Below are 24,246 nucleotides of genomic sequence, written 5' to 3'. Positions count from 1 at the left end.
CTGGATCATCTCATCACCGCCTGAGAGGCCTTGAACAATTACGCTACTTGTGGCTGTTTCGATTGCGTTCCATCGACAAAGCATACGTAATTCATCTTGTTCGGATTGTTTGTGCTTATGCTGGCTAATGCAAGCGGAACGCCTTCTAGCAAGGCCCGGTCGTCGAAAAGAACCAGCTACTTGCCCCGCCATAATAGTCACCCGCTGTCGTCGATACCTCTAAAGGGTAGAGGACATAGTTATCAGTACCGTCTATAGTGGTGAACGTGGCCTTATAAAAAACTCGTTCTCCGCCAATCGTTTGCTGGGTTGTATCGCTTGAGATCTGCTGAGGTAAGTCACCGGATAACTTTGCACGATTTGCCCGATAGTTTGCACACGCACCATTTTGGTGCCAGATCAAATCCTTCCGAAAGTCTCTTTGAGTTCTGCGACTTGTTCTGCATCCAGTAGGCGGGTTGGCAGGCCGCGCAGTGTCACGAGCAGCTTGGCTGTTTCTTCTAACTCTTCTGCCGCACAGATCGCTGAGAAGAGGTCCTTTCCCGATACGACGGGTCCGTGATTGGCCAGCAGAACAGCACTATAATTGCCGTCCAGTTCACGGATCAAATCACCGGACGTCGGGTCGCCCGGCTTGACGTATGGAACCAGTTTGACTGTGCCGACACGCATAACCACATATGGCGTAAGCGGTGGAATACAGTCGTCTGGATCGGTGTCTTCCAGACACGACAGTGCAGTGGCCCAGGTCGAATGCAGATGCACCACTGCACCAGCTTGTGGCCTCGTCTCATAGAAGGCTTGATGCAGAAAGACCTCCTTGGTCGGCTTGTCGCCGGAGACGTGGTTGCCATCCAAATCAATCTTAGCGATGCGCTCGGGGTCGATATCGCCCAAGGTGGAATTGGTTGGTGTCATGAGGATGCCGTCGTGCAGACGCGCAGAGACGTTGCCAGCAGTGCCGACGGAAAATCCGCGCGCAAACAGCGATGCACACAGGTCCGACATCTGCTTTCGCAGCGCCTGTTCTTTAGAACTCATTTGCCGGCCTCCATCATTTTGAGCGCCCTAGCGAAAAAGTCCGGAGCGCCGAAGTTTCCAGACTTTAGAGCCAGCGCAATGGGTTCAGTTTTTCCAACGCTCAAGACTGGTACGCCCGGGTCGATCTCTGGCCCTAGTGACATGGCCGGTGATCCCAGTGCCTCAGAGACAGCCTTGGCGACAGCTCCCGACGTCTCCCCTCCGGCAACCACCAATCGCTTGTAGCTCTTCTGAACAAGCTCGCGCGCGGTATCTGCAAAGAGATTGTCCAGCTTTTCCGCCACGGCTTCTTGGCCAAATTGACCTTGTACCGCGCGCACATCATCCGGGCTTCCCGATGAATAGGCGAGCGGTGCCTGACCCGGATGCGTTTCAAAGAAATCCAGAAGCGTTTGCGTGGTCACATCCCCGGACATAACACCCGGAACGTCAATGGCGAAGGTCGGATGGGATTTAGCATGAACATCGATCTGACCACGGGTCGCACCTGAGCAAGACCCTGCAAGGATAGCGGCGGGCCCAGCGATACCTGTGAATACACTGCCACCTCTTTTGGACGAAGCTCTTCTGACGAAGTTCTTGGGTAGCCCCAGCGCTATCCCAGATCCCCCAGTAATGAGCTGGGCATCCTTCAGAGCCTCGCCCCAGGCCAGCAAATCCTCGTCCGAAATCGCATCACCGATCACAAAGCGTTCGTCGACGTTCCGCAAAGCAGTAGCAATCGCCTCTGGTCCTTGCGTCACGGCGTCAATTGAAACCAACCCAACCGCTTCTTGGATCTGATACTGCAACCAACGCTTGATGTCGGCATCCGTCATCGGAGTAAGAGGGTGATTTTCCATCCCGGACTCGTTCAACAGCTTGCCGAGCACAAATAGATGGCCGTGATAGATGGTGCGCCCCGTTGTCGGAAAGGCTGGACAGAAAACCACCTTTTGCGCGCCCAGTTCGTTGGCCAACGCTTCCGCAACCGGGCCGATATTTCCCTGCCTAGTGGAGTCAAAGGTCGAGCAATACTTGAAGATGAACTGGCGGCATCCTTGATCTTTAAGCCATCGCAGGGCTCGCAGGCTGTCCGCAACAGATTCTTCGACAGGTGCAGTGCGGATCTTGAGTGAGACGACGCCCGCTTCGATCTCTTTGTCGGCCGGGGTATCCGGAATACCTGGAAACTGCGCGGTTCTTAATCCACCTTCCGGCTCGACGCCCTTTGCCAAGGTGTTCGCAATGTCGCTCGCACCAGTGAAATCGTCCGCTATGACGCCGATTAGCATATCTTAATGTCCTTCGTCGGCCCTGGATCCAGCCTATGGATGTGCGGTGCTGCTCCGACGGGAAAAATCTCGCGCACAAGTGGATCATGGCCGGGCACGATAAGTCGAGGATGTGAGGCCAACCTCTCTAGGGTCTTGAAACCATCCATCATGTCCTGCAAATCGACAACGATGGGAAAAGCTTTTCGCGCCATGAAATTCTCGTAGTAATGCGAGGCATCCGAGGCCAGAACCATCCACCCGGCTGCTGTTCTTACACGAACACATTGCAACCCCCGCGAATGCCCGCCGATACAGTGTACGGTCACCCCATCTGCTATCTCGGCCTCTCCGTCGTAGAACACGACCTTGCCTGTATAGAGGCGCTTTACGACCTCGCAGATATGGCCCGCCGAGAAAGGCGCACGTAAGTGGTCGTGGCACATGCAGGGACCTGTGGCGAAGGCCATTTCCGCCGATTGCATGTGCAACTTCGCATTTGGGAACATATGCAGCCCCCCAGCGTGGTCATAATGGAGATGGGTCACGATAACCTCGGTCACCGCTTCAGGCATGATGTCTAATGGGCGCAAAGCCTCGCGTGGGTCCATCGCAATGGGACGACCACGGGCGGCTGCCTCGTCGCCGTCGTATCCGGTATCGACCAGAATAACTTTGTTGCCACGCTTGAGCACCCAAACGAAATAGTCCATCGCGTGAGGTGCATCGTGATTGTCATCCAATATGAAGCTGTCGCGTCGAGTGCGGGCATTGCGATCCGCGTATTTCACGGCGTGAATTTCCCAATCGTTCATCGGATGACCTCGGAATACTGTTGAACAGTCTTGGTGGCGATCATATCAGCCACAGCCGTATCGAAGGACTGGAAATGCGCGCTTTCTAGGTGGGCGGAGAACGCCACGCTGTCATGATAAACCTCATAGAGAAAAACTGTCTCGGGATCGTCGCCGAGGCAAACGTCAAACTGCTGGCATCCGGGTTCTTCACGCAGAGAGGTTGAAGCGTTTTCGACCATTAGCGGCAAAAAGGTTTCTCTCGTACCGGGCTTGAGAGTGAAGGTGACGGTAACCACAAACATCAGACGGAAAGTCCTTTCAAACGTGAGAAAGCGCGCTTTGCCATGGGCAGTTGGCTGAGGATCAAACCAACGTTGAGCACAAGTAGAATGGCCGCACCGGGTCGCGAAAAGAAGACCGAAAGATCCCCGTCCGACAAGAACAGCGACCGGCGGAAAGTTTCGTCAAACAGGCTTCCAAGTATAACCCCAATGACCAATGGAGCGATTGGGTACTTCATCAGGTTCATAAAATAGGCAACGGCGCCGACACCAAGCATCAGGTAGAGATCATTGATGCCACCACCGACGCTGAAGGACCCGATTGTTGTCAGAACCATCACAACCGGCAAGAAGATGGTCTGCGGTATGGCGAGTATTTTGATAAAGACCCGAGCAGTGAACAGGCCCATCAAGAACATAGTCAGGGATGCCAGCACTAGGATTGCGACTACGCGCAGAATGATCTCGGGGTCTATCGTGGGGCCCGGGATCACGTTGTTGATCTTGAAAGCCCCCATCAAAGCCGCGGCGGGTGGTGAACCGGGAATGCCCAAAACCAAAAGCGGGATTAGCGCGCCCCCAATGCAGGCGTTGTTTGCTGTTTCAGAGCATAGCAGACCTTCCAATGACCCTTTTCCAAACTTATCGCCCTCAGCAGATACGGTCTTGCCGACACCGTAGCTGACCCAACCGGCGACATCTTCGCCGACGCCAGGAAGCGCTCCTACCCCGGTCCCAATCACTCCTGACCGGCCAATGGTGGGCAGGTAGCGTCGGATGGAGCGTAGGTTCGGAAGGATGCGACCTTTCAGGGCCAGAACTTTCCCGGCCTCAACGTGCCTCAAGCCGTCGATAATTTGGGGGATGGCGAAGGCCCCCATCAAAACTGGCACGACCTGAAACCCGCTCAACAAGTAAGACCAGCCGAAAGTATAGCGCGGCTCAGACAGAAGCGGATCGAGCCCCACCATAGACATTGCAAGCCCGATCAGACCGGCGATCCATCCCTTGATCACCAGATCCTCGCTCATAAGTGTGCCAGATAGAAGGATGCCAAACAAAGCCAAGAGTGCTTTTTCCGGACTCGCGATGTTCTTCGAAACCAAAAGCAGTGCCCAGACAAAAATCAAAAGCGTGATAGTCCCGATAACCGTACCGATAAAGCTGGCCGTTGTGGTCAGACCAAGTGCTTCGCCCCCTCGACCTGCTTTGGCCAGAGGGTAGCCATCCATGGCCGTCGCCGCGCTGGCTGCTGTGCCAGGTATGTTCAGCAGAATAGACGGGTAAGAGCCGCCGTAAATCGCGCCGACATAGGCCCCGAGCAAAGCGATAAGCGAATAGTCCAATGGGATCTTGTTGCCGAAAAATCCCGTCAGGATCGTCACAGCCAGGGTTGCCGTAAGGCCGGGCAATGCGCCGAACGTGATGCCCAGGAACACGGATGCGATCAAATACAGATAGGTCAGCGGGTCCACTGCCAGACCCACGAAGGCAGTCCCAAATCCAGCCAGTTGCGAAAGAATAAAGTCCATCCGGTCAGTCTTTCCATAGCGGACGAAGCGTCACGTAGTAGTGGTATTCGATTTGCTTGAAGATCAGCCCGCCGCGCGCGGGCACGTTCTGCCGGAAAACAAAGGCCATCGCACAAACGAGGATGAGCGGGGCCAATATCGCGACGAAAGGAACGACCCGCAAAACGCGTTCGGAAGCCGCTTTGGTCAGCACCAAAAGTGATAGCGAGACCCATAGGGCCAGTGTAAACCAATCATCACTGTGTGCATTCCATTCCGCCTGCGCGGGAAATACGGCGAACGCAAAAAGCCCGGCAGAGACAACTGCGATACAAGCTACCAAAGCACGCCGCGCGTGACCGCCGTAGTAGCCGTAAGTCAAAGCTGTAATCAGTAACCCCGAGCACAATATGAAGTCCACTCTGGGAACCAGTCCGACGACATATGCAAGAAGGATCAAGCCTATTGTTGATGCTCGATAGGCTTCCCACTTATCCCATCCGATCCCCAAAGCCGTGAGCGCGTTCTGGGCTCCACCTGAGCAGATCGAAATAGCCAGCAAGACGAAGGACAACACAAGCAATCCACCGAAGATGAACAACGGTACAATTGCAGCCGAGTTGTACCAGTCCGACCCACTTACACCTGCGCGGTTTTCACCCCAAAGTGGGATGTCCAACGTTTTCCAAAGGAAAAAGACGGACACTGTTATTAGAACAATAGCAGCCCAGAAATCGCGGGTCCGCATGACCAGTGTTTCGTCGATTTTGTCCATGCCTGCCTCCTAGAGGAAAGGGCGCGATCAAACGCGCCCTTCCAAAATTGATCGGATTAGGGCTTCTCGATACCCAGCGAGGCTGGATCGACCGTGGCAGCGCCCAAATCTTGCAAGGTATAGGCAAAAGTAGCCTCAAGGTTCGCAAACAATTCTTGAGCTTCTTCGCCGTGTTGACCACCGACATCATAATTGTTTGCCTCAGCCCATTCAGCGACGGTATCGGATGCAATCGCCTGCTCGAACGCATCGCCGAGGGCCGCCTTCACATCATCTCCAGCCGAGCTGTGAACGGCGAATCCGATGGCTTGTTTTAGCGGCAGATACTTGTCGAGACCGTCATAGATGCCAAAGGCAGATGGCACTGTAGCTCCGGCAATCTGCGCATCTTCCGGTGTCAACATAGCAAGTGGCTTCAATTGTCCGCCTTCGATCAAAGGAGCTTGTTCAGCCAGCGAAGTCACAACCAACGCAACCTCACCTGCTATCGCCGCTTCCTGCCCGGGCGCTGAGCCTTTGTATGGAACAAACTTGAACTCTGCACCGGACCCTTTCTCGATGGCGAGAAGATTCAAGTGGTGGATCGAACCCGCGCCGGACGCGGCAGCGGGAATAGTGCCAGGAGCGGCTTTGGCAGCGTCGACCAGTTCTTCCAGAGTGTTGTAAGGGCTGTCCGCCGGAACCGAGATCAGATCGGGTGATCCGCCAACAATAAACGGATACCAAAAGTCAAATTTCTTATCCCAACCACCCTGCACAGCAGCGGTGACGTTCGATTCAGACAGACCAACCAGTGTATAGCCATCGTCTGGTTGGTTCATGACGTAGACCATGCCGTTGGAGCCTGCGACCCCACCGGTTTGGTTGATCACATTGATCGAGACTGGAAGGTGTTTTTCCATTTCGGCCATGATCATTCGGTTGATCGTGTCCGTGCCGCCACCGGCCCCCCAGACCACAGCTGTGGTGATATCACGGTAAGGGTAATCCTGCGCGGTAGCAGCCCCTGAAATCCCGGTTGCAATCACGGCTGCGGCCGCCAACTGCCCTAGCTTCAGTTTCATTTCCAAGTCCTCCCAAACATCTTTGCGTTTATTATTGCATTTATTTGCGTATACATTAAAGAATGCGTTGTCAACGAACTGTAGTGAAAGCTGCTATCGCGCTATGAATGCGAAACGGGAAGGAAGCGGGCTAAGATGAAGAAAAGTTATGATGTGGCAGTGTTCCACGGGGACGGAATCGGCCCGGAAATTATGGCCCCTACGCTTGAAATTCTGCGTCAGCTCTCGCGCGGCAGTCCTTCCTACGAACTGGTGTTTACAGACGCTCCGGCGGGCGCAGCCCACTACGCCAAAACTGGAGAATCGTTTCCGACTGGTTCACTTGAAACTGCACGCAAGGCTGATGCGATTCTGCTATCTGCAATGGGTTTGCCGGATGTTCGCTACCCTGACGGAACCGAGATTTCACCACAGATCGACCTGCGGAAGCAGCTCGGCCTTTTTGCCGGCGTGCGTCCGGTAAAGGTTAGCAGCGGACAAATGACCCCCTTGGCGCTGCCTCCCGGAAAAGAGATCGACTTTGTCTTGATTCGTGAAAGCACTGAAGGGTTGTTCTTCACTCAAGGCGCGGGGGAAGTCACCGAAGACGAGGCACGTGAAACCCTTTTGATCACGCGCGAGATATCTGAAAAGCTATTCCGGTTCGCGTTTGAACTTGCCAAAAACCGAAAGGCTTCAGGGCGTGGCAAGGGGCGGGTTACCTGTGTCGACAAGGCCAATGTGTTCCGCGCCTTTGCATTCTTCAGATCGATGTTTGACGCTGAAGCCGCTCGCCATCCCAAATTGCGGGCAGACCATGCTTATGTTGATGCCACTGCGCTTTGGATGGTGCAGAAGCCTTGGGAATTCGATGTTTTGGTGACTGAAAACATGTTCGGCGACATCCTTTCTGACCTTGGCGCCGGTCTTATGGGCGGTCTTGGATTGGCTCCTTCAGCAGATATCGGGTTGAACCACGCCGTGTTCCAACCCTGTCACGGCTCTGCTCCGGACATTGCGGGACAAGACATTGCCAATCCTTTCGCGATGATCCTGTCTGCAGCAATGATGCTTGAATGGTTAGGGTTGACCCATAATCATCCAGAACTGTCCAAAGATGGCGAACGTTTACGGGAAGCCGTGGAAAAGGTGACTGAGAGCGGTCAAAACCTGACGCGTGACCTAGGTGGCACAGCAGGAACGCAGGACACAGCCTCATCGGTATTGGAAGCATTGCTGGCATGAATACTCAACAAGCCATCACCGTCGCGTGCGTAGGTGCGGGGTATTTCAGCAAGTTCCACTACGAAAGCTGGTCTCGAATGCCCGGAGCGGTTCCGATTGCATCCTGCAACCGTGACATCAAAAAGGCGAAAGAAACAGGACTGGCCGCTTACGATGATCTATCGAAAATGCTGGAGGCGGAACAACCAGATCTCGTGGACATCATCCTTCCGCCTGTTGCGCAGGCCGATGCCATCCGAACGGCGCTGCACTCTGGAATAAAGTGGTTGATCTGCCAAAAACCTTTCTGCATGTCGTTGCATGAAGCTGAGAAAATTGTTTCAGAGGCCGAAGCGGTAGGAGCAACTATTGTTGTACACGAGAACTTTCGCTTTCAACCTTGGTATCGCGCAATCAAAGAGGCGATGACCGAGGGTCGAATTGGTACACCTTTGCAAGCTACTTTCCGGCTTCGGCCCGGCGACGGACAGGGACCACGAGCCTATCTTGACCGGCAGCCGTACTTTCAGGACATGCCGCGTTTCCTGGTTCATGAAACAGCGGTTCACTGGGTCGACACATTCCGATTCTTGTTCGATGCGCCCAGCGCAGTTTATGCGGACTTGCGCCAAGTGAACCCCATTATCGCGGGTGAGGATGCCGGCTATATCCTGTTTGATCATCCCAACGGTTTGAAAGCTCTGTTCGATGGGAACAGGTGTCTTGACCACTGCGCCAAAAATCTGCGTCAAACTATGGGTGAAGCTCTCATTGAAGGAACAACAGGATCATTGGTTCTTAACGGCGATGGTTCAGTTGAACTCCGCGCTTTTGGAAAGCAGACGCAGCAGCAAATTCTACCTCCAAGCGATCATAATGGATTTGGCGGCGATTGCGTCCACGCCTTGCAAAGTCACGTCGTTTCAGGCCTTGTAAAGGGCACGCCGCTGGAAAACACGGCTCGAGACTATTTGGACGTGATCCGCATCGAAGAGAGCATCTATCTCTCGGCTGCGGAAGGACGAAAGATCAACCTGGAGACGCCGTGAAGGGTCAAGACGCAAAAACTCTTTCCAATACGCAACGCGCCGTTAGGGATTTGCGGCAGATGATCCTGTCCGGCGAACTTGCAGCCGGAACGGACCACCTGGAGTCGGAACTCGCCGAAACCCTTGGTATGTCCCGCACCCCGATACGGGAAGCTGCGCTGATGTTGGAAAGCAAAGGGTTGTTGGAGATGCGGCCCCGCAAAGGCGTGCGGATACTGCCGGTTTCATCAGACGATATGCGTGAAATCTACGACATCCTGACGGAGCTCGAGAGCCTCGCTGCACAACGCGCTGCCGAAGCGGGTTATTCAGAAGATGAACTTTCGGTACTTGCTGGATCAATTGCGAAGATGGACCGAGCCATCGAAGCCGAAGATCTTGAAGCCTGGGCCGAGGCCGATGAGTTATTTCATCAAGAGCTCGTTCGGTTGGGCGGCAACAAACGGGTCGAAGCGATTGTCGCCATGATGAGCGACCAGGTGCGCCGCGCGCGCGCAACGACCTTGTTCATCAGACCCCTGCCCGTCAAATCCAATGAAGATCATCGGGTTGTTTTCCAAGCGATTAGTGAAGGTCGTCCGGATGTCGCCCGTGAACGTCATCGAGAACACAGGCTGCAAGCCAAGGCTATGCTTTGCGAGATACTCGAAAAGCATCGGCTCAACAGCCTCTGATCTTCTCGTATCCGGTAAATAATCATCTAAAATAACTGCTTATTTTCGGTACTAAAGGCGCTCCGAATACTTGTTGATAACGGAAACCCGCAGTTGCCTCCGGCTGCTCTGATTTTCTTTTTTCTAGTCGCTCAAACAATCACTGCATCGATTGGGGTTGAAATAGTACGATTTCGTATTATTTTAGTTCGATATCGTACTATTGGAGAGTCAAGATGCCAAACCGAAGACGTTTTCTCAAGATTCTAGGCGGAGGCACAATACTGGCGGCAACGGGCGCGGCAGGGTTTCTCACGACACGTACGCCCCATGAAGCTTTAGCTCCGTGGACGCCAAAACCGTATGATGACCCACGCAAGGCTGCTTTGTCCTACGCAATTCTCGCCCCCAATCCGCACAATTTGCAACCTTGGCTGATCGAGTTGGTTGGGCAAGACAAAGTGCGCATCCACCGTGATCCTGAACGTGAGCTTCCTGAAACCGATCCTTACCACCGCCAGCTCTATATTGGCCTCGGCGCATTTGTTGAGACGATGGTTCTGGCAGCAAGTGCTCTCGGTTTTGATACTGAGGTCAAGTTGCTGCCAGATGGGGATGACGGACCCGTCGCAGAAGCAGTGTTTGTGCCGGGCGGGGCATCCGATCCACTTTCAGATCAAATCCTCAACCGACATTCAAACAAAGAACCGTACACTGAACAGCGGCTGTCCGAGGCGGAAATGTTGGTCCTTGAAAACTATGCCACTCTGATTTCCGATGGGGATCTAGCGGCCCGTGTTCGAGACCTCACGAAACGCGCCTTTGAAATCGAAATGCGAACGCCGCAGACCCTGAAAGAATCCGTCGACCTGATGCGGATCGGGAAAGCAGAAATCAATGCCAACCCAGACGGGATTGAATTACGCGATCCCATGCTGGAAACGCTGCGACTTACCGGCCTGTTGGACAACGAGACCCTTATGAACGTTGATCACCCAGGCACTCAGTCACACATGCGAGGCTACTTCGCTATGCTAGACGCGACGCCGCAATACGCAGTCCTCACAACCGCCACAAATACGCGAAGCGATCAACTCGATGCCGGACGTCAATTGATGCGTTTCTACCTGAAGACAACAGAAATGGGCCTGGGCGTTCATCCGGTCAGTCAGGCCCTTCAGGAATATCCCGAGATGGCCGATGAATACGCTCTGGCGCATGAGCTTCTTGCGTCACCGGGCCACACAGTGCAAATGTTGCTGCGCTTGGGGTATGGACCCGAACCAATTGCCACACCCCGCTGGCCGCTGGAGACACGAATTCTGAATGAAGCCTGAAGATGAGACCAATGAAGTCTACCGGTTCTTCACCGAGGTCGGGATCATCAATCAGTTGATCTCGACCAAGCTGGAAGCGTTCTTGCCTGGTAGAATGACGGCGACTCAATTCGGAATTTTGGGCCATCTGGTACGGCGTCCCGAGGGTGAAACTCCACAGCAACTTTCGAACGCGTTTCAAGTGCCTAAAACTTCGATGACGCACATGCTTTCCAGTCTTGAAAATCATGACCTGATTACTCTTGAAGCCAACCCCAATGACAAGCGTTCGAAAATTGCTCGGCCTACACCGCAAGGCGCGGAGTTTTTGAAAGCTTGTATGGAGCGGATGTCGGAATCCCTGGCTCCAGTTTTGTCCGAACTCGGGCCTGAACCGTTCCATGAATCATTGCCTAATCTGACGCTCATACGCGAAACTTTGGACAGCGAGCGCGACTAGCCGAAACCTGCGCCAGCCGAATCAAGCAACCAAATTTTCAGAACATCATGCAATCCGCGCCCGGCGGGAGCGGCGGCGATCCTTCAGGCAAAGTGGGCGTGTAGTCAAATGTCACAATCTTCGCGCCACCGTCGAATGCAACGAACAGTTGATTGGACCCCGGCCTAATGGCGATGCCTTCTGGATCGGTTCCGAATTCCAACAAACTTTGCTGGGCGAGAAGTTGGCCATCTGCCGTGAACTCATACAGGCTGTTTGACCCTTCCCAGTCATCAACAATCAACATGTGGCCGGTACGCGGATCAATCGCGATGCCCTGCGCCTCACTCAAGGGAGGAGAGAGCTTCATGGTATCCAACCTCGCCGTCAAAGCACCCTCTGAAGTGAACCACGACAACCGTTCGGGGTCATCCTCGACGGTCACGATCTGTCCCTTGGCGTTGATCGCAATTCCTTCCGTATCCGCGAAACCACCTTCCAATTCGAAGGGTGCTCCCAGGCGTGATCCGTCCTTGGTGACACGTTGAAGACTGCCGTGACCATCGCCCAGCAACAAGTGATCCCCTTCAACAGCAATTGCTTTGATCCGAAAGAGATCGCTGGATATACGGCGCAATTCATCACCCTGCAATGTAACGAGAATTGCCTCGGGCCCCTCGTTCGCAATCCACAACCCACAAAAGGTCGGATCGTAGTCAAGACTTGCGGGCTGATTAAGTTCATAACGCCCTGTTTCGCGAAGCTGCAATGCCGTGGCCGGGGTCGACACAGCAAAAATCAATAAGGCGGTGGTCCTCACAAACACTCTGCATGCTCCGAAAATCTGCGTCAAAACTGTGGGGCGGAATCGTAACACGTCAATGCTAAGAGCACCTAAACTTCCAAAATCAGAGAGCATCATTTTACCTGATCAGAGACTTATAACACGGAAACTGGTTACGAGCGGTGTGGTTCGACGCATCTGGGTTCTGCCATAGTCCGTGGGATCTAGGGGTGTGTCGAAATCGCAAACCAACAACATGGCGCTTGCGAGAGTTACGAAATCAACACTAGCGAACGAAACAACCTCAGGCTTCATAGAACAAACTTGCAATCGCGTGCTCGGGCGTAGTCACCTAGGGCATAGGGTTGGAGAAAGCCAATGGCGCTGTGGAAGTTCGTGATTAGTGTTTATTGCGCGCTGTTTCTTGTCGCTTGCGCTCCGAAAACCCGCACGTATGAAAAGACGGTATCAGCTGCGCTACCGGCAAATTCCAGCACGGCTCTGGGTCAGGCGGCCAATCGCCTTGGGGATCCTAAAGACGGTCGGTCAGGCATCAAGCTGATCAGTGATGGAGAAGAAGCGCTCGTATCACGGCTGTTGTTGGCCACTGCGGCCGAGCGAACGATAGACGCGCAATACTATCTTCTGCACGACGACCCAACTGGTCACCTGTTCGCTGCCAGCCTATTGCAAGCGGCGGATCGAGGTGTTCGTGTCAGGCTGTTGTTGGATGATATGGATACGTCCGGCTACGACGCGATGACCGCTGCGTTGGACAATCACAAAAACATTGAAATAAGGCTATTCAACCCGTTCTGGCGAGATCAGAGCCTTTTGATCGCGGGTCTGACTGATTTCAAACGCATCAATCGCAGAATGCACAACAAGTCCATGACAGCAGACAACGTGTTCACGATTGTAGGTGGGAGAAACATCGGTGCCGAGTATTTTTTGGCGCGGGAAGAAATGAACTATGCTGATCTTGATGTGCTGGCCGCAGGCCCAGTTGTACGCGAAGTGTCACGTAGCTTTGACGCTTACTGGAACAGCGAATTCGCTGTTCCGGCTCGCGTGGTTGTCGGAGAACCCGAAGAATTTGACCTGAGCGATGCACGCAGCAGGTTGAATGAGCTCGTCGAGGAAGCGAAGCAAACGCAGTACGGCGCAGCGCTCAGAAAGTCGGCAAAAGAGAACTTCGCGGATGGCGCCCTGTTACTGGATTGGCTGCCAGCGAAACTTTATGCTGATCCGCCTTCAAAGGCCGCGGGCCTCGAGAACTCAGGTCCCGTTCTTGCATCTCAATTGCTTCCGTACTTTGAGAATGCCAGCAGTGAAGTGAACATCGTGTCCGCCTACTTCGTGCCGCGCAACAACGGTGTGAAATGGCTGACCGAACTCGAGAACCGCGGGGTCGACGTAAAGGTTGTAACCAACTCACTTGCATCTAACGACGTCGCACCCGTTTACGCACACTACGCCAAGAAACGCCGAGCACTACTACGCGGTGGAGTAGAACTCTACGAGCTGCGACCCGACGCTTATCAAGTCCAACGCCGCGGTATTAACTGGGCTCAGTCCAGGTCAGGCCTGCACTCCAAGGCATTTGCAATTGATGACCAGTACTTGTTCGTGGGTTCATTCAACTGGGATCCGCGATCTGTCAACATCAACACCGAGATGGGAATTCTGATTGACTCGCCAGCATTGACTGCGCAGACGATGGGAGCCTTGGACGACGCACTACCCGCATACACATATAACGTGACGCTCGAGCAAGCTGGCCAGCTTAAATGGACGACAAGAGCCAATGATGGCACCATTCTTGAATACCAATTCGAGCCGACAGGATCGGCCTGGGATCACATAGTTGCCGGGCTATTAAGTATTTTACCAATTGGGTCCCAGCTTTAGGTTTCTGCAAACTACCTGATCGCTTGGCCATCACCGGCGCCTGCGAAGATGGCGGCAGAAAAGACATAGGTCATCAGTCACAGATATTTCCCAATATCCAATTCTTAATACAGACTAGATATTCATTTCATCAAATGCTGGCGGGAAAATGCCTGCTACCAAAGTCAATGGCCATGTTCATCATTCCAGGGAAGCTGAACGACAACGGGCAAGTCCCGTTTTCCGGTTACTCTAACAGTTACGTTCAGCTTGCCGTGCCTTAGTGGATTTTTGCGCTTTGTGTTTCATTTCTAGCGATCATCTAATGTCGTAAGATGCCGAAGGTAGATTGTTTTGAATAACTATAGCTGATTATTGTGCATCTTCTGTGAGAAAGAACAATTCAATGGGCTGCGCAAGGCCACGTATTTCGTGATCCCCACAGCTAACGAACATGTTCGGAGCAGCACTTGCAACGGCTGACGTCGCCAACACTCTCCGACCAGTTGATTTTGTTAAACCTTCAATTCGGCTTGCAACGTTCACCGCCCCGCCCAGAACTGTGAAATCAAGCCTGCCGGGGCTGCCGATATTACCATAGCTGACCTGCCCGACGTTAATTCCAATACCAACATCCAAAGGCGGTTTTTGAAACCCGTCTCGTCTGGTGTTGAGATCGTTCAAACCACTCAGCACACTCTGCGCTGCAAGAGCCGCCATTCTGCAGCGGTCGGCATGGTCTTTTTGCGCTTCAATAGTAAAGATCGACAGGATGCCATCGCCCATGAACTTGAGGACGTCTCCACCGTTGTCCTCTACGGCTTTAACCACCAGATCAAAATAGTCGCTAAGCGTGTCGAAGATATCTTCTTCCGGAGAGGTCTCGGAAAGTGCCGTAAAACCTCGCAGATCAGAGAACATAACCACTGCATCCAAAGTTGTTCGCTCTCCGCGCTTTATATTGCCGCTCCAGACGGCCTCGGAAGGTCCATCTCCTAAATAAGTTCGAAGCAGACCTTTAGACGATTTTCGCATCGTGACAGGTTCCAAGGCGGAAGAAAGGGCCGGTAAGGCCGCTTCAATCAGCCTAAGATGTTCGGGCGAGAATCCATCCTTTGCCTGAGTAACGAACGTACATCCATGCAGCGATCCATCGCCGTAATAGAGCAAAGTAGCGTAGTAGTCGGTGCCACCCTGCTCTGCAAATTCAAGATAGGATGAATGCTCTGTTTCCAAGTCTAGTCGCCGTAGACTTTTGTGAAGTGGCTTTCTGTTCGCAAGAATATACTCGAATGAACTCCCGACATAGCCATCTGTCAACATCGTCTCATGCGTGACGTCGTAGCTGTCGGTGCCTTCAGGCGTCCAAACTACCCCCCAGGCAATAAGCAATGGGTTGGCAAAGCGCTGGCCAATGTTTGCACGCCAAAGCGGCACTCCGGCCTCGATCAAGGAGGAACAAAACTGTGACACCACCTTTACAGGATCACCGGAGCGACGACCTTCTGTAATCATCCATTCGGTCAGTCGAGTGACTTCTTCCATGGACCCAATTTAGTCGCTTGGAAACGATGAGCAAAGACAATTGGATTGGCAATGTCGGTTGCTGTTGTTGAGCAGGCTAATCAGACCTGTCCAAGTTGATGCTTGGGCATCTACGGAATGTATTTCATCGGGAAGATGGTTTGGTAAATTTAGATTCCGCGCGGTTCCAAACAGACCAATTTGAAGATTGCAGCCCTCTCTTGGGAAACCTTCAATAGAAACCAATCTCGCTGACATCTACGCAGGCCTCGTGATTTCTCCCGTAGGCTACAACTCCAACTGAGGTGATTTCGTCAGCAACAGGAATAGCGCGCAACATGGCACCTGAAGCCTTGAAGCCTGAGAGAGGTAAAGAGACTTCGGTCCAGCTGTCAGAAGTTGCGAACGCGGCCTGATAGTATTGCCATGGAAGCACCGTGCCACGTGTCCTGAGGTGGACGAAGTATTGCTCGCCATTCCCCCGTACCAACAGCCTGACGCCCGATACACCCTCATCTGGTCGATCAGACAACTTGCGTCGGAACTGGATAAAGCCGCCGTTGTTTTTTGTGCTGACGGTTCCGGTCAACCGGGCGAACGCAACATCACGTTCCGAACGAAACTGCACCTGTCCTGAAGAAACTCCTCCCATGACGGTGTCGGCGACGTAGTCCCAACTCGTCTCCGGAGACTTGGAGAAGTCTTCTGCAAGATTTTCATCAGCCTGTGCCATTATAGATCCGATGATAACAAGACCTGAAACAAGCCCAGCGAAGTTTCCAAGCATATCGTTTTTTCTCAGTTCAGTATTGCAATAGAAAGGTTCAAGACAGTGGCAAATGCGACCCATGCAAAGTACGGCAGGAAGGCTAGTGCGGAAACCTGATCCGAGCTCCTGACCAGAGCGATGAACATGACGATGACAGCCAGCAACGCGGCAATTACAACAAACGCAAACCACGGTAGTTGCAGTATGAAAAAGATTGGGGACCACGAAAAGTTTAGACCCATCTGTGCCCACCACAGCTTCATGGCAGTCGAGCTTCGGTCTGTTTCGAACTGGCGCCAACCCGCCATGGCGATCAAGACATAAAGCACCGTCCAGACCGGGCCAAATATCCAATTTGGTGGATTGAAAGCAGGTTTAGAAAGCTGCGCATACCAATCGCCAGGCGCGGTCAATATCCCGATCAGGATGCCGCCTCCCAACACGAGCGCAAGAAATGCTATGCGGACCATCCAATTCGACATTGTGGGATAGCTTTCAGCAGCCCTTGGTCGTCACGTTGACAAGCGCTTCGGAAGAGAAGGTCGCAGTACTGGTCTCATCCGCGTCGGTATATGACACCGTGGCGCCTTCGATCTCCGACTCCGTTACGGTGATTTCGCGTTGCCCGATCGTGTCGTCCACATCGATGGTAAAGGCTAATTTGTCCCCAGCTGCGAGGGAAACGATCTCAAGTTCAATTGTATTCTGCCCGTCCACGACCGAAGGAAATTGACGCAGTGCATCCGCACCCTCAACGAATTCGAGCGGTTGGAATACCTCTACACCCGCGCCTTTTTCGGTAACGTCGAAAATCAGACGTCCAGCAGATTGCGACAAGTCAATTTTGACGGTCGAGGTTTCTAATTCGCACGATCCGACATTTGTCAGAACAAAACGGTCTTTGGGTGCGCCTTCTATGAAGCGAATTTGAACTCCGGCTTGAAGCGAAGTGGCTGCAAATAGTCCAAGGGTCGCCGCAAGAATACTCTTCGGGAGCATATTTATCTCCTTCCTTATTGGTTCTTGATAGATACGCTTCGGCGGATCTCTTGGATCAGACTTATGCCCTTTGACTATGGTGGTTTAGCTGACAGGCCCATTCGAAGTTCCATGCACCGCTGTCAGAACGACGAAGTCAAAACATACCATTGTCATTCTCGCTGTTTGCTGGAACTTCCTGAAGAACGTCCCAGTGTTCGACAACCTTGCCATCAGCATCCAGGCGAAAAATATCAATCCCTGCGTACTCGAGACCATCGGGCCAGATTTGATGGCAATGCAGAACAACGTGATCGCCTTCAGCAAACGCACGTTTGATGTCCACACGCTTTCCCGGGTATTCGGCGGCCATGCGCTCGAAGTACTCAACAAAGGCTTGCTTTCCGTCGCCAACATGCGGGTTGTGCTGCGTATAGGTTTCCCCAACAAAGATATCTATGGCCTCGGCAGGTCGACACTCGTTGAACATCATTTCGTAGAAAGCGATGACGTTTTTCTTGTTAGTTTTGAGGTCCGGCATACTGATCTCCAAATCGACGTTTGCACCGCCCAATAAATGTTGTCCCACGCAAGTCTTGGAAGCAACCCGGCAAGGACCTCATTCCCTAATCGGCAAGAAGTTACCGGCTTGATTTTGCGTTGCGACTATTTCGCGGGTTAGCCACTTATTCGGTTTCTTCAAAGTCTATGTGAATGTGATTTCCATCAGGATCGGCCACATGGACTTGCACCATTCCAGCCCCAGGGACTTCAGTTTTGCGATACTGGATCTGACTCGAGATCAGTTTTTCTTCGAATGCGCTCAACCCCGTGGCTGAGAGCGCAAAATGCTCGAGCTTGAGCCTCACTTCAGAGCCAACGTTAGGTGTTCCTTCGTGACCCACAAGATGAACCACGGCGTGATTACCCGCATACAACCATGCTCCGGGAAACGGAAAATCGGGCCGGGCCCCGGGTTTCAAACCCAGGACCTTTTCATACCAAGTAACCATCTCAGGCAACCTAGTCGTCACGATATTCACATGATCCAGCCGCTCAATTCTCATCTAAAAACCCTCAAGCACGAGTTTTCCTTTGGCCTTACCGCTTTCAAGGATAGCATGCGCTTTCTTTAAGTTTGCAGCATTGATCCTACCAAGTGTATCGGTTGCTGTGGATCTGATCTTTCCATTGTCTATCAAACCGCCGACCTGATTCAGGATTTCGCTTTGACGATTCATATCTCCAGTCCCAAAAAGCGACCGAGTGTACATGAACTCCCAATGCAATGAGATCGATTTGGGTTTGAACGGCGCGATGTCGAAGGTCTCAGGATCATCGATCAACCCAAAGCGACCTTGGGGCGTCATCACCTCTCCAGCTTGGGACGCATAAAGCTGGGAATGGTTTGTCGAATAGATGAAATCCACGCTGTCGATACCGAGAGCCTTGAGTTGTGAGCCAAAAGGTTCCGCGTGGTTGATGACTTGGTGTGCACCTAACTCTCGAACCCAGTCTTGTGTCTCGGGTCGGGACGCCGTCGCTATCACTGTCATGTCAGTGAGGGCCCGTGCTAATTGAATGGTGATTGACCCTACACCGCCTGCGCCACCAATAACCAGCAACGTATTGGTTCCGCCGGAAACGGCATCTTGGACCCGCAAGCGGTCGAACAGCATCTCAAAAGCAGTAAGCGTCGTTAGCGGCATCGCCGCAGCTGCTTTTGCAGGTATGGACTTTGGCGCTGACCCGACGATACGTTCATCCACCAGATGAAACTCGGCATTGGTTCCCGACCGGTTTATTGCCCCGGCGTACCAAACTGTATCTCCCAGACTGAAAGTCTCAACCGCTTCGCCAACTGCTTCGACGATCCCTACTGCGTCCCACCCCAGAATATCTGGTGCTGGACCTACAGGAGCACGTTTTTGACGAATTTTCGTATCGACTGGGTTCACTGACACGGCCTGCACCTTCACCAACAAGTCGTGCCCTTTCGGCGTCGGTTTATCGGCCTCGAAGTCGATTAAGGCGTCCGCCCGATCAATCGACCCTGTCTTTAGGTATCCCACGGCTTTCATAACGTGCTCCTTTGTCCGGTTCTTTATCAACCGATGACTGTCATCTCATTTAGGGCGAATTCTGCAACGGCGCCTTCTGTTGCTTCCAGGTAAGCCGCAAGGTGCTGAGCACCCATGTGGGTTTGCCAAAGCTCTCGGCTTTCCCAATTTTCGTAGAACACGAAATGAGCCGGGTTGTCGTTGTCCTGGTGCAGGTCATAGTTGATGCAACCCTCTTCGGCTCGGGTTATGTCGATGAGCTTGATCAGCTCGGCCTTTACGAGGTCAATTTTGTCAGGGTTGGCTTTGATGTTGGCGACGATTGTCAGCTTGGCCATTGGAATAGATCCCTTGTGTTATTGAGCGATGCGCAAGATTTACGCCGCAGCTCCTTCGGGATAAACAGGGCAAGATCGAACATATAATCCGGAAATTCCGTTTAATGCTTTTAGACAATCTTCGCTTGTTTCTGACCATAGCCGAGAAAGGCAGTCTGGTGGCCGCGGCGCGCGAGACAGGGTTGTCGAGTACGACAGTGTCCGAACGGCTCGCGGCTCTGGAGGCACATTACGGCGTGGTTTTGTTCAACCGCACCACCCGTTCCATTAGCCTGACCGAAGAAGGCCGGACACTCGCTAATGGAGCAAGAAACGTTCTCAGTGAGGTTGCGGACTTGGACACACTTGTTCGGCACGGCGCCGAAACTCTGTCTGGTCCAATTCGCATAAGCGCGCCCATTGACTTGGGACGGAGCATTGTCTCCAAGGTTATTGCCGAATTCACCGAAAAGAACCCTGCCGTCTCAATCGAACTGTCCCTCTCGGACGGTTATGTCGACCTCGTAGGCCAGGGTTTTGACCTCGCCGTTCGCTTCGGCAACATCACAGACAGCTCGCTCAGGTTGCGAAATCTGGGAAGCTACCAACGTTTCGTTTGTGCGTCCCCAAGTTACCTGGCCTCATTTGGAACGCCTGAAAAACCAGAAGATCTATTAAACCACAACTGCTTGGTCATGAGGTTTGGCGACATGATCGACAACGTTTGGGAGTTTGGATCAGGACCAAATGCCCAGCGCGTTTCGGTAAAGGGAAATCGAATAGTCAATGATGGTTCACTCATCCGCGATTGGGCGATTGCAGGCCATGGGGTCGTATTGAAGTCCGAACTGGATGTGGGCGACGATGTTCGATCTGGCAGACTTGTTTCTGTCTTGCGCGACTTCCTCCCACCGCCGAAACCTTTGCAAATGATGTTTCCACCGAGCCGGGCCCAACCACGTCGCATAACAGCCTTAGCTGAGCATTTGCGTCGCAAATTTGGTGTGAGTTGAGGCCGCAGGGGAAGACACTAATCTGATAGCTGCTATGTCTGCTCAATGAATTTCAAAGTCGCATGTGCTAGCTCAGTGCCAGCATCTTCTTGGATGAAATGCCCGGCTTTTGGCACAACTGTATGATTTTGACCAACTGCCCCAGGGACCGACTTTTGGAACAGTTTGTCTACGCCCGCCATAACCCTGTCGTCTTCTCCAAAAACAGTCAGAAACGGGGTGTTGAGGGTCTTGAGGGTTTCCCATGCGGCTCGGTTGGCTTCAGAAGCTGGATTATCAGGTGTGTCGGGCACCAACACTGGAAACTCGCGAGCGCCTGCCAGATAGCGCGCATCCGGGAATGGTGCGTTGTAGGCTGCGACCTCTTCTTCTGAAATTTTAGATGTCGTGCCGCCGAATACGATGCGTCCCGAATTAAATGCGGGTACGGATTGTGAGTATTCCCGCCATGAAAGAAATGCATCACCCAAGGGTGCGTCACCGGTGGGCAAGGCCGTGTTTGCCACAACTACGCGCGAGAACCGCTCGGGCATACTCGCAACCAACCGCAAGCCTATTAGACCACCCCAGTCCTGGCAAACCAACGTGATGCCCGTCAGGTCAACCTTCCGCAACCACTCGGACATCCAGTCTACATGGCGTTGGTAGGTGTAGTCGGATCGCTCTGTTGGTTTATCCGACCTTCCAAACCCAATCAAATCAGGAGCCAGAACTCGATGGCCAGCGTCCTTGAATAACGGAATCATGCGCCGGTAAAGGAAGCACCAGGTTGGCTCTCCATGCATCAACAATACTGGTGATGCATGAGCCGGTCCCTCGTCCAAATAATGCAGTCGGAGAAGACTTCCCTCGGTGTCATCCACATCAAGATAGTTCGGGCCAAAGTTGAAATCTGGCAGCCCGTCAAACCGATGGTCCGGTGTACGAAGGAACTTCATCGTGAACTCTCCAAAAATGCCGACGGTCTTGGTCCAATAACAGTGATCGATAAAACAAGAACGGTCCAGTTCCAGCGTATACCGACTTCAGGTTTGGTTGAGTTGGACACATTACTTCGGTCCCTCGCGGAGGAGGCCCTTTTTGCAGACGTTTTGAACCCGCGCCAAAAAATTTGGTCTCAAAAACCTTATATTGTGAGTTCTTCTGTACGGATCGCCGAGAGGCGGCTCAGAAGAAAATCGCAAGCCCGGTCATTGAGACAACCAAGAAAAGGAGAGACATAATTCCACCGGAGCGAACGAAATCCACCACCCGGTAGCCTGCTGGGCCCATGATCAACGCGTTCACCTGGTGTGTTGGGATCAAAAATGAGTTGGACGTTGATATTGCCACCGTGAGAGCAAACACAGCCGGATTGCCACCCGCGGATACGGCAATAGAAACTGCTAGTGGCACCAGCAGGACAGTTGCGCCTACATTGGACATGACCAGCGTGAACGCCGTTGCCAAAACGGCAATCCCTGCTTGCAAAGACCAGATCGGCCACCCCTTCAGAAGGGCCAACACATGCGCTGCAATCCAATCCGCAGTGCCGGTGTTCTGAACCGCCTGACCTAGCGGGATCAGTGAAGCGAGTAGAAAAACAGTACTCCAACTTATCGACTCGTAGGCTTCGTCAATCGAGAGCACCCGGCTCAACACCATGCCAACAGCGCCGATCAACAGGCATAATGACAAGCGCAGATCGGAAAACAGAATTAGGCTCAACGCTATTAGGAAGAAGGCAAGCGCCCAGCCGACCTTGTGCGGCCGCAACTCTTCCTGGGGAAAGTCCGAGGTGACAACGACGAAATCCCTGTCTGACTTCAGTCGTGTCAGACGATCCCACTGCACGTGCACCACACACGTATCACCGGCCTGCAAAGGGACTTGTCCGATATGCGTTGCTGAATGATCTTCGGTTTCTACATGGCTCAGTGTTTCTTCGCCGCGCTGAATGGCCAGCAGAGACAAACCATGTGTCTGACGGAGGCGCAGATCAATCGGAGTTTGGCCGATCACTGAAGAACCGGGCGGAATAACAACCTCGGCCACCCCAGACTGCGTCGCGGCGAAATCATCCGCAAAGACATCTAGTTGGGGTAGGATCTCTAATCCGTAAGGCTCAGCGAACTGTTGCTCAACCACCCGACGCAGGCCAAGTACTGCAAGCCGCGCCGGGGCTTCGATCTTGGTATCAGCCATCGGCGCGATGACCTTGTGGCCGCGATAAGATGTGCCAAGAATGTACATGTTATGGGCGACCATTAGATCTGCGAGCGTTTGCCCGATGATGATCGAACCTTCAGGAACACGTATCTCGAACATATCGGCCCTAAGCCCATAGGTGTTTTCGACATAGGTCTGCATGGACCGGGCTGAGCTTGCGTCTTCCCCACGCTCCCGCTGCGCTGGGAGGACCCAACGACCAAATAGTACAAAGTAAAGCACCCCTGTCAGCACGAGCATCACACCGATAGGCGTGACGGAAAACAACCCAAATGTCTCCATTTGTTGGTCAGCCGGAAGGGATGAGTTTGCTGAAACAATCAGGTCATTCAACAGGATCAGGGGCGATGACCCGACCAATGTAATCGTACCACCGAGTATCGCGCAAAACCCCATAGGCATCAGCAATCTACTCATCGGGATTTCTGTACGTGCTGAGATGCGGCTGACAACAGGAAGGAAAAGCGCAGCAGCTCCGACGTTCTGCATGAAGGAACTGATGACACCAACCGTTGTTGATATTATGGGGATTATCCGGGCCTCTGTCGTGCCACCATTCTTGAGGATCAAGGCCGCAACCTTTGACATAAGTCCAGTCTTATCAAGCCCCGCCCCAATTACCATAACTGCGATGATGGACATCACAGCGTTGGAGGAGAAACCTTCAAAGAGCTTAGATACATCGGCTAGATTACCCAGCCCCGGTAGATAGCTCAGTGCGCCAAGCAAAACCATAACAAGAATTGCTGCAACATCGATCCGTATGATTTCGGTAACAAAAAGTAAGACCGTAAAAGACAATAGACTCAGCACGGCTATCATTTCGTACGTTAGTGTTGGTAATTCCATATCTTACTCCCAAACTAACGTTACCTGACTACCAGCAAATACGAAGGACCAACTCTGCGCGGCAGATAAGGCCAATAGACATTGGGCTTGCTTACGCGGCTCGCTTTTTCGGGCGCGGTATCTGCTGAAACCTGGATTCTGCCAACCCAAAGAGAGGTAGATGACAAATTCATAAGCCTAACTAAGCATCACAATGCGAAATGAACTTTCACACTTTCTAAAATACACACAAATGGATTTTCCGTATCGTTATCATTCATATCCAGTCAATTATACTTGCCAAGTAGGGAACGCTCTGCGCGATGCCCTCACGACGGCTCAGCTCTGCATTGCTGTCCTCGCCTTTTAGGCCGTCCAGCACGATCCTGATCTTCTCTACTGCGGAATACTGTTGCGGGTCGCACCGCGAAAGGCCGCATTGAGCTGGAAGCGGCAGACTTCAAGCTTCACGTGAGCCACGATCATGGCATGA

The 24,246-nt window shown here is 52.9% G+C and carries 25 protein-coding genes; 7 read left to right on the top strand and 18 right to left on the bottom strand.

Annotation, left to right across the window (positions count from 1 at the left end; genetic code table 11):
- Positions 1-399: 399 nt before the first annotated feature.
- The 7 genes from otnC to ACR0DK_RS14540 are packed head-to-tail and all read right to left on the bottom strand — an operon-like array spanning position 400 to position 6,722.
- A complete protein-coding gene (gene otnC / locus ACR0DK_RS14570) occupies positions 400-1,041 on the bottom strand; it encodes a 3-oxo-tetronate 4-phosphate decarboxylase (protein ID WP_223117481.1) in 642 nt (213 codons plus the stop codon).
- Positions 1,038-2,315, bottom strand: coding sequence for a 3-oxo-tetronate kinase (otnK, locus tag ACR0DK_RS14565; protein ID WP_480736777.1), 1,278 nt, complete (start codon positions 2,313-2,315; stop codon positions 1,038-1,040). The genes otnC and otnK overlap by 4 nt, the downstream gene beginning before the upstream one ends.
- Positions 2,309-3,109, bottom strand: a complete 801-nt coding sequence (locus ACR0DK_RS14560) for an N-acyl homoserine lactonase family protein (protein ID WP_223117479.1) — start codon at positions 3,107-3,109, stop codon at positions 2,309-2,311. Before ACR0DK_RS14560 ends, otnK begins: the two co-directional genes overlap by 7 nt.
- Complete coding sequence (locus ACR0DK_RS14555; protein ID WP_223117478.1) at positions 3,106-3,393, bottom strand: putative quinol monooxygenase; 288 nt, start codon at positions 3,391-3,393, stop codon at positions 3,106-3,108. The genes ACR0DK_RS14560 and ACR0DK_RS14555 overlap by 4 nt, the downstream gene beginning before the upstream one ends.
- Positions 3,393-4,904 carry a tripartite tricarboxylate transporter permease gene (locus ACR0DK_RS14550; protein WP_170465851.1) on the bottom strand — a complete coding sequence of 504 codons (1,512 nt, stop codon included), beginning with the start codon at positions 4,902-4,904 and terminating at the stop codon, positions 3,393-3,395. Before ACR0DK_RS14550 ends, ACR0DK_RS14555 begins: the two co-directional genes overlap by 1 nt.
- A gap of 4 nt (positions 4,905-4,908) precedes the next feature.
- Positions 4,909-5,658, bottom strand: a complete 750-nt coding sequence (locus tag ACR0DK_RS14545; RefSeq protein ID WP_480736773.1) for a hypothetical protein — start codon at positions 5,656-5,658, stop codon at positions 4,909-4,911.
- A gap of 56 nt (positions 5,659-5,714) precedes the next feature.
- Positions 5,715-6,722 carry a Bug family tripartite tricarboxylate transporter substrate binding protein gene (locus ACR0DK_RS14540; protein ID WP_170513339.1) on the bottom strand — a complete coding sequence of 336 codons (1,008 nt, stop codon included), beginning with the start codon at positions 6,720-6,722 and terminating at the stop codon, positions 5,715-5,717.
- 135 nt (positions 6,723-6,857) lie between these two features.
- On the opposite strand from ACR0DK_RS14540, the gene ACR0DK_RS14535 reads away from it, so the two are divergent.
- From ACR0DK_RS14535 to ACR0DK_RS14515, 5 genes are all read left to right on the top strand, one after another.
- On the top strand, positions 6,858-7,946 hold the full coding sequence (locus tag ACR0DK_RS14535; RefSeq protein WP_480736771.1) for an isocitrate/isopropylmalate dehydrogenase family protein: 1,089 nt from the start codon (positions 6,858-6,860) through the stop codon (positions 7,944-7,946).
- Entirely contained in the window at positions 7,943-8,974 is a 1,032-nt protein-coding gene (locus ACR0DK_RS14530; RefSeq protein WP_480736769.1) for a Gfo/Idh/MocA family protein, read from the top strand. The genes ACR0DK_RS14535 and ACR0DK_RS14530 overlap by 4 nt, the downstream gene beginning before the upstream one ends.
- The gene (locus tag ACR0DK_RS14525) at positions 8,971-9,648 is read left to right on the top strand and encodes a GntR family transcriptional regulator (protein ID WP_170395106.1); all 678 of its coding nucleotides are present in this window, start codon (positions 8,971-8,973) and stop codon (positions 9,646-9,648) included. Before ACR0DK_RS14530 ends, ACR0DK_RS14525 begins: the two co-directional genes overlap by 4 nt.
- Before the next feature lie 215 nt (positions 9,649-9,863).
- Positions 9,864-10,964, top strand: a complete 1,101-nt coding sequence (locus ACR0DK_RS14520; protein ID WP_480736766.1) for an Acg family FMN-binding oxidoreductase — start codon at positions 9,864-9,866, stop codon at positions 10,962-10,964.
- Positions 10,954-11,403 (top strand): MarR family transcriptional regulator, encoded by a 450-nt coding sequence (locus tag ACR0DK_RS14515; protein WP_170647199.1) that lies wholly within the window; start codon positions 10,954-10,956, stop codon positions 11,401-11,403. Before ACR0DK_RS14520 ends, ACR0DK_RS14515 begins: the two co-directional genes overlap by 11 nt.
- Positions 11,404-11,440: 37 nt before the next feature.
- Here ACR0DK_RS14515 and ACR0DK_RS14510 read toward each other — a convergent pair whose 3' ends face one another.
- On the bottom strand, positions 11,441-12,301 hold the full coding sequence (locus ACR0DK_RS14510; RefSeq protein WP_480736764.1) for a hypothetical protein: 861 nt from the start codon (positions 12,299-12,301) through the stop codon (positions 11,441-11,443).
- 243 nt (positions 12,302-12,544) lie between these two features.
- Between ACR0DK_RS14510 and ACR0DK_RS14505 the strand changes: the two genes are divergently transcribed.
- Entirely contained in the window at positions 12,545-14,077 is a 1,533-nt protein-coding gene (locus ACR0DK_RS14505) for a phospholipase D family protein (protein ID WP_170408446.1), read from the top strand.
- 351 nt (positions 14,078-14,428) lie between these two features.
- Here ACR0DK_RS14505 and ACR0DK_RS14500 read toward each other — a convergent pair whose 3' ends face one another.
- The 8 genes from ACR0DK_RS14500 to ACR0DK_RS14465 all read right to left on the bottom strand — a co-directional run bounded on the left by ACR0DK_RS14500 (position 14,429) and on the right by ACR0DK_RS14465 (position 19,725).
- Positions 14,429-15,601: an adenylate/guanylate cyclase domain-containing protein gene (locus tag ACR0DK_RS14500; protein ID WP_170513686.1), complete on the bottom strand. Its 1,173-nt coding sequence runs from the start codon at positions 15,599-15,601 to the stop codon at positions 14,429-14,431.
- 211 nt (positions 15,602-15,812) lie between these two features.
- The gene (locus tag ACR0DK_RS14495) at positions 15,813-16,313 is read right to left on the bottom strand and encodes a CIA30 family protein (protein WP_480736763.1); all 501 of its coding nucleotides are present in this window, start codon (positions 16,311-16,313) and stop codon (positions 15,813-15,815) included.
- 65 nt (positions 16,314-16,378) lie between these two features.
- Entirely contained in the window at positions 16,379-16,819 is a 441-nt protein-coding gene (locus tag ACR0DK_RS14490; protein ID WP_480444246.1) for a TspO/MBR family protein, read from the bottom strand.
- A 25-nt stretch (positions 16,820-16,844) separates the two neighbouring features.
- Complete coding sequence (locus ACR0DK_RS14485; RefSeq protein WP_480736761.1) at positions 16,845-17,348, bottom strand: aggregation factor core; 504 nt, start codon at positions 17,346-17,348, stop codon at positions 16,845-16,847.
- Positions 17,349-17,484: 136 nt separating this feature from the next.
- The gene (locus ACR0DK_RS14480; RefSeq protein ID WP_223118240.1) at positions 17,485-17,868 is read right to left on the bottom strand and encodes a nuclear transport factor 2 family protein; all 384 of its coding nucleotides are present in this window, start codon (positions 17,866-17,868) and stop codon (positions 17,485-17,487) included.
- Positions 17,869-18,013: 145 nt separating this feature from the next.
- Positions 18,014-18,394 carry a VOC family protein gene (locus tag ACR0DK_RS14475; RefSeq protein WP_223117470.1) on the bottom strand — a complete coding sequence of 127 codons (381 nt, stop codon included), beginning with the start codon at positions 18,392-18,394 and terminating at the stop codon, positions 18,014-18,016.
- Positions 18,395-19,408, bottom strand: a complete 1,014-nt coding sequence (locus tag ACR0DK_RS14470) for a zinc-binding alcohol dehydrogenase family protein (protein ID WP_170408725.1) — start codon at positions 19,406-19,408, stop codon at positions 18,395-18,397.
- 26 nt (positions 19,409-19,434) lie between these two features.
- Positions 19,435-19,725, bottom strand: coding sequence for a putative quinol monooxygenase (locus ACR0DK_RS14465; RefSeq protein ID WP_170408604.1), 291 nt, complete (start codon positions 19,723-19,725; stop codon positions 19,435-19,437).
- 104 nt (positions 19,726-19,829) lie between these two features.
- Here ACR0DK_RS14465 and ACR0DK_RS14460 point away from each other — a divergent pair, with 104 nt between their 5' ends.
- Positions 19,830-20,717, top strand: a complete 888-nt coding sequence (locus ACR0DK_RS14460) for a LysR family transcriptional regulator (RefSeq protein WP_170567635.1) — start codon at positions 19,830-19,832, stop codon at positions 20,715-20,717.
- A 32-nt stretch (positions 20,718-20,749) separates the two neighbouring features.
- On the opposite strand, the gene ACR0DK_RS14455 is transcribed toward ACR0DK_RS14460, so the two are convergent.
- Together ACR0DK_RS14455 and ACR0DK_RS14450 are read right to left on the bottom strand one after the other, a co-directional pair.
- Positions 20,750-21,655, bottom strand: coding sequence for a haloalkane dehalogenase (locus tag ACR0DK_RS14455; protein ID WP_480736758.1), 906 nt, complete (start codon positions 21,653-21,655; stop codon positions 20,750-20,752).
- A 229-nt stretch (positions 21,656-21,884) separates the two neighbouring features.
- Positions 21,885-23,774, bottom strand: a complete 1,890-nt coding sequence (locus ACR0DK_RS14450; RefSeq protein WP_480736756.1) for an SLC13 family permease — start codon at positions 23,772-23,774, stop codon at positions 21,885-21,887.
- Positions 23,775-24,246: the final 472 nt, after the last annotated feature.

The sequence above is a fragment of the Ruegeria sp. CE6 genome (assembly GCF_056537485.1).
This window is presented reverse-complemented; position numbering and strand designations above follow the sequence as displayed.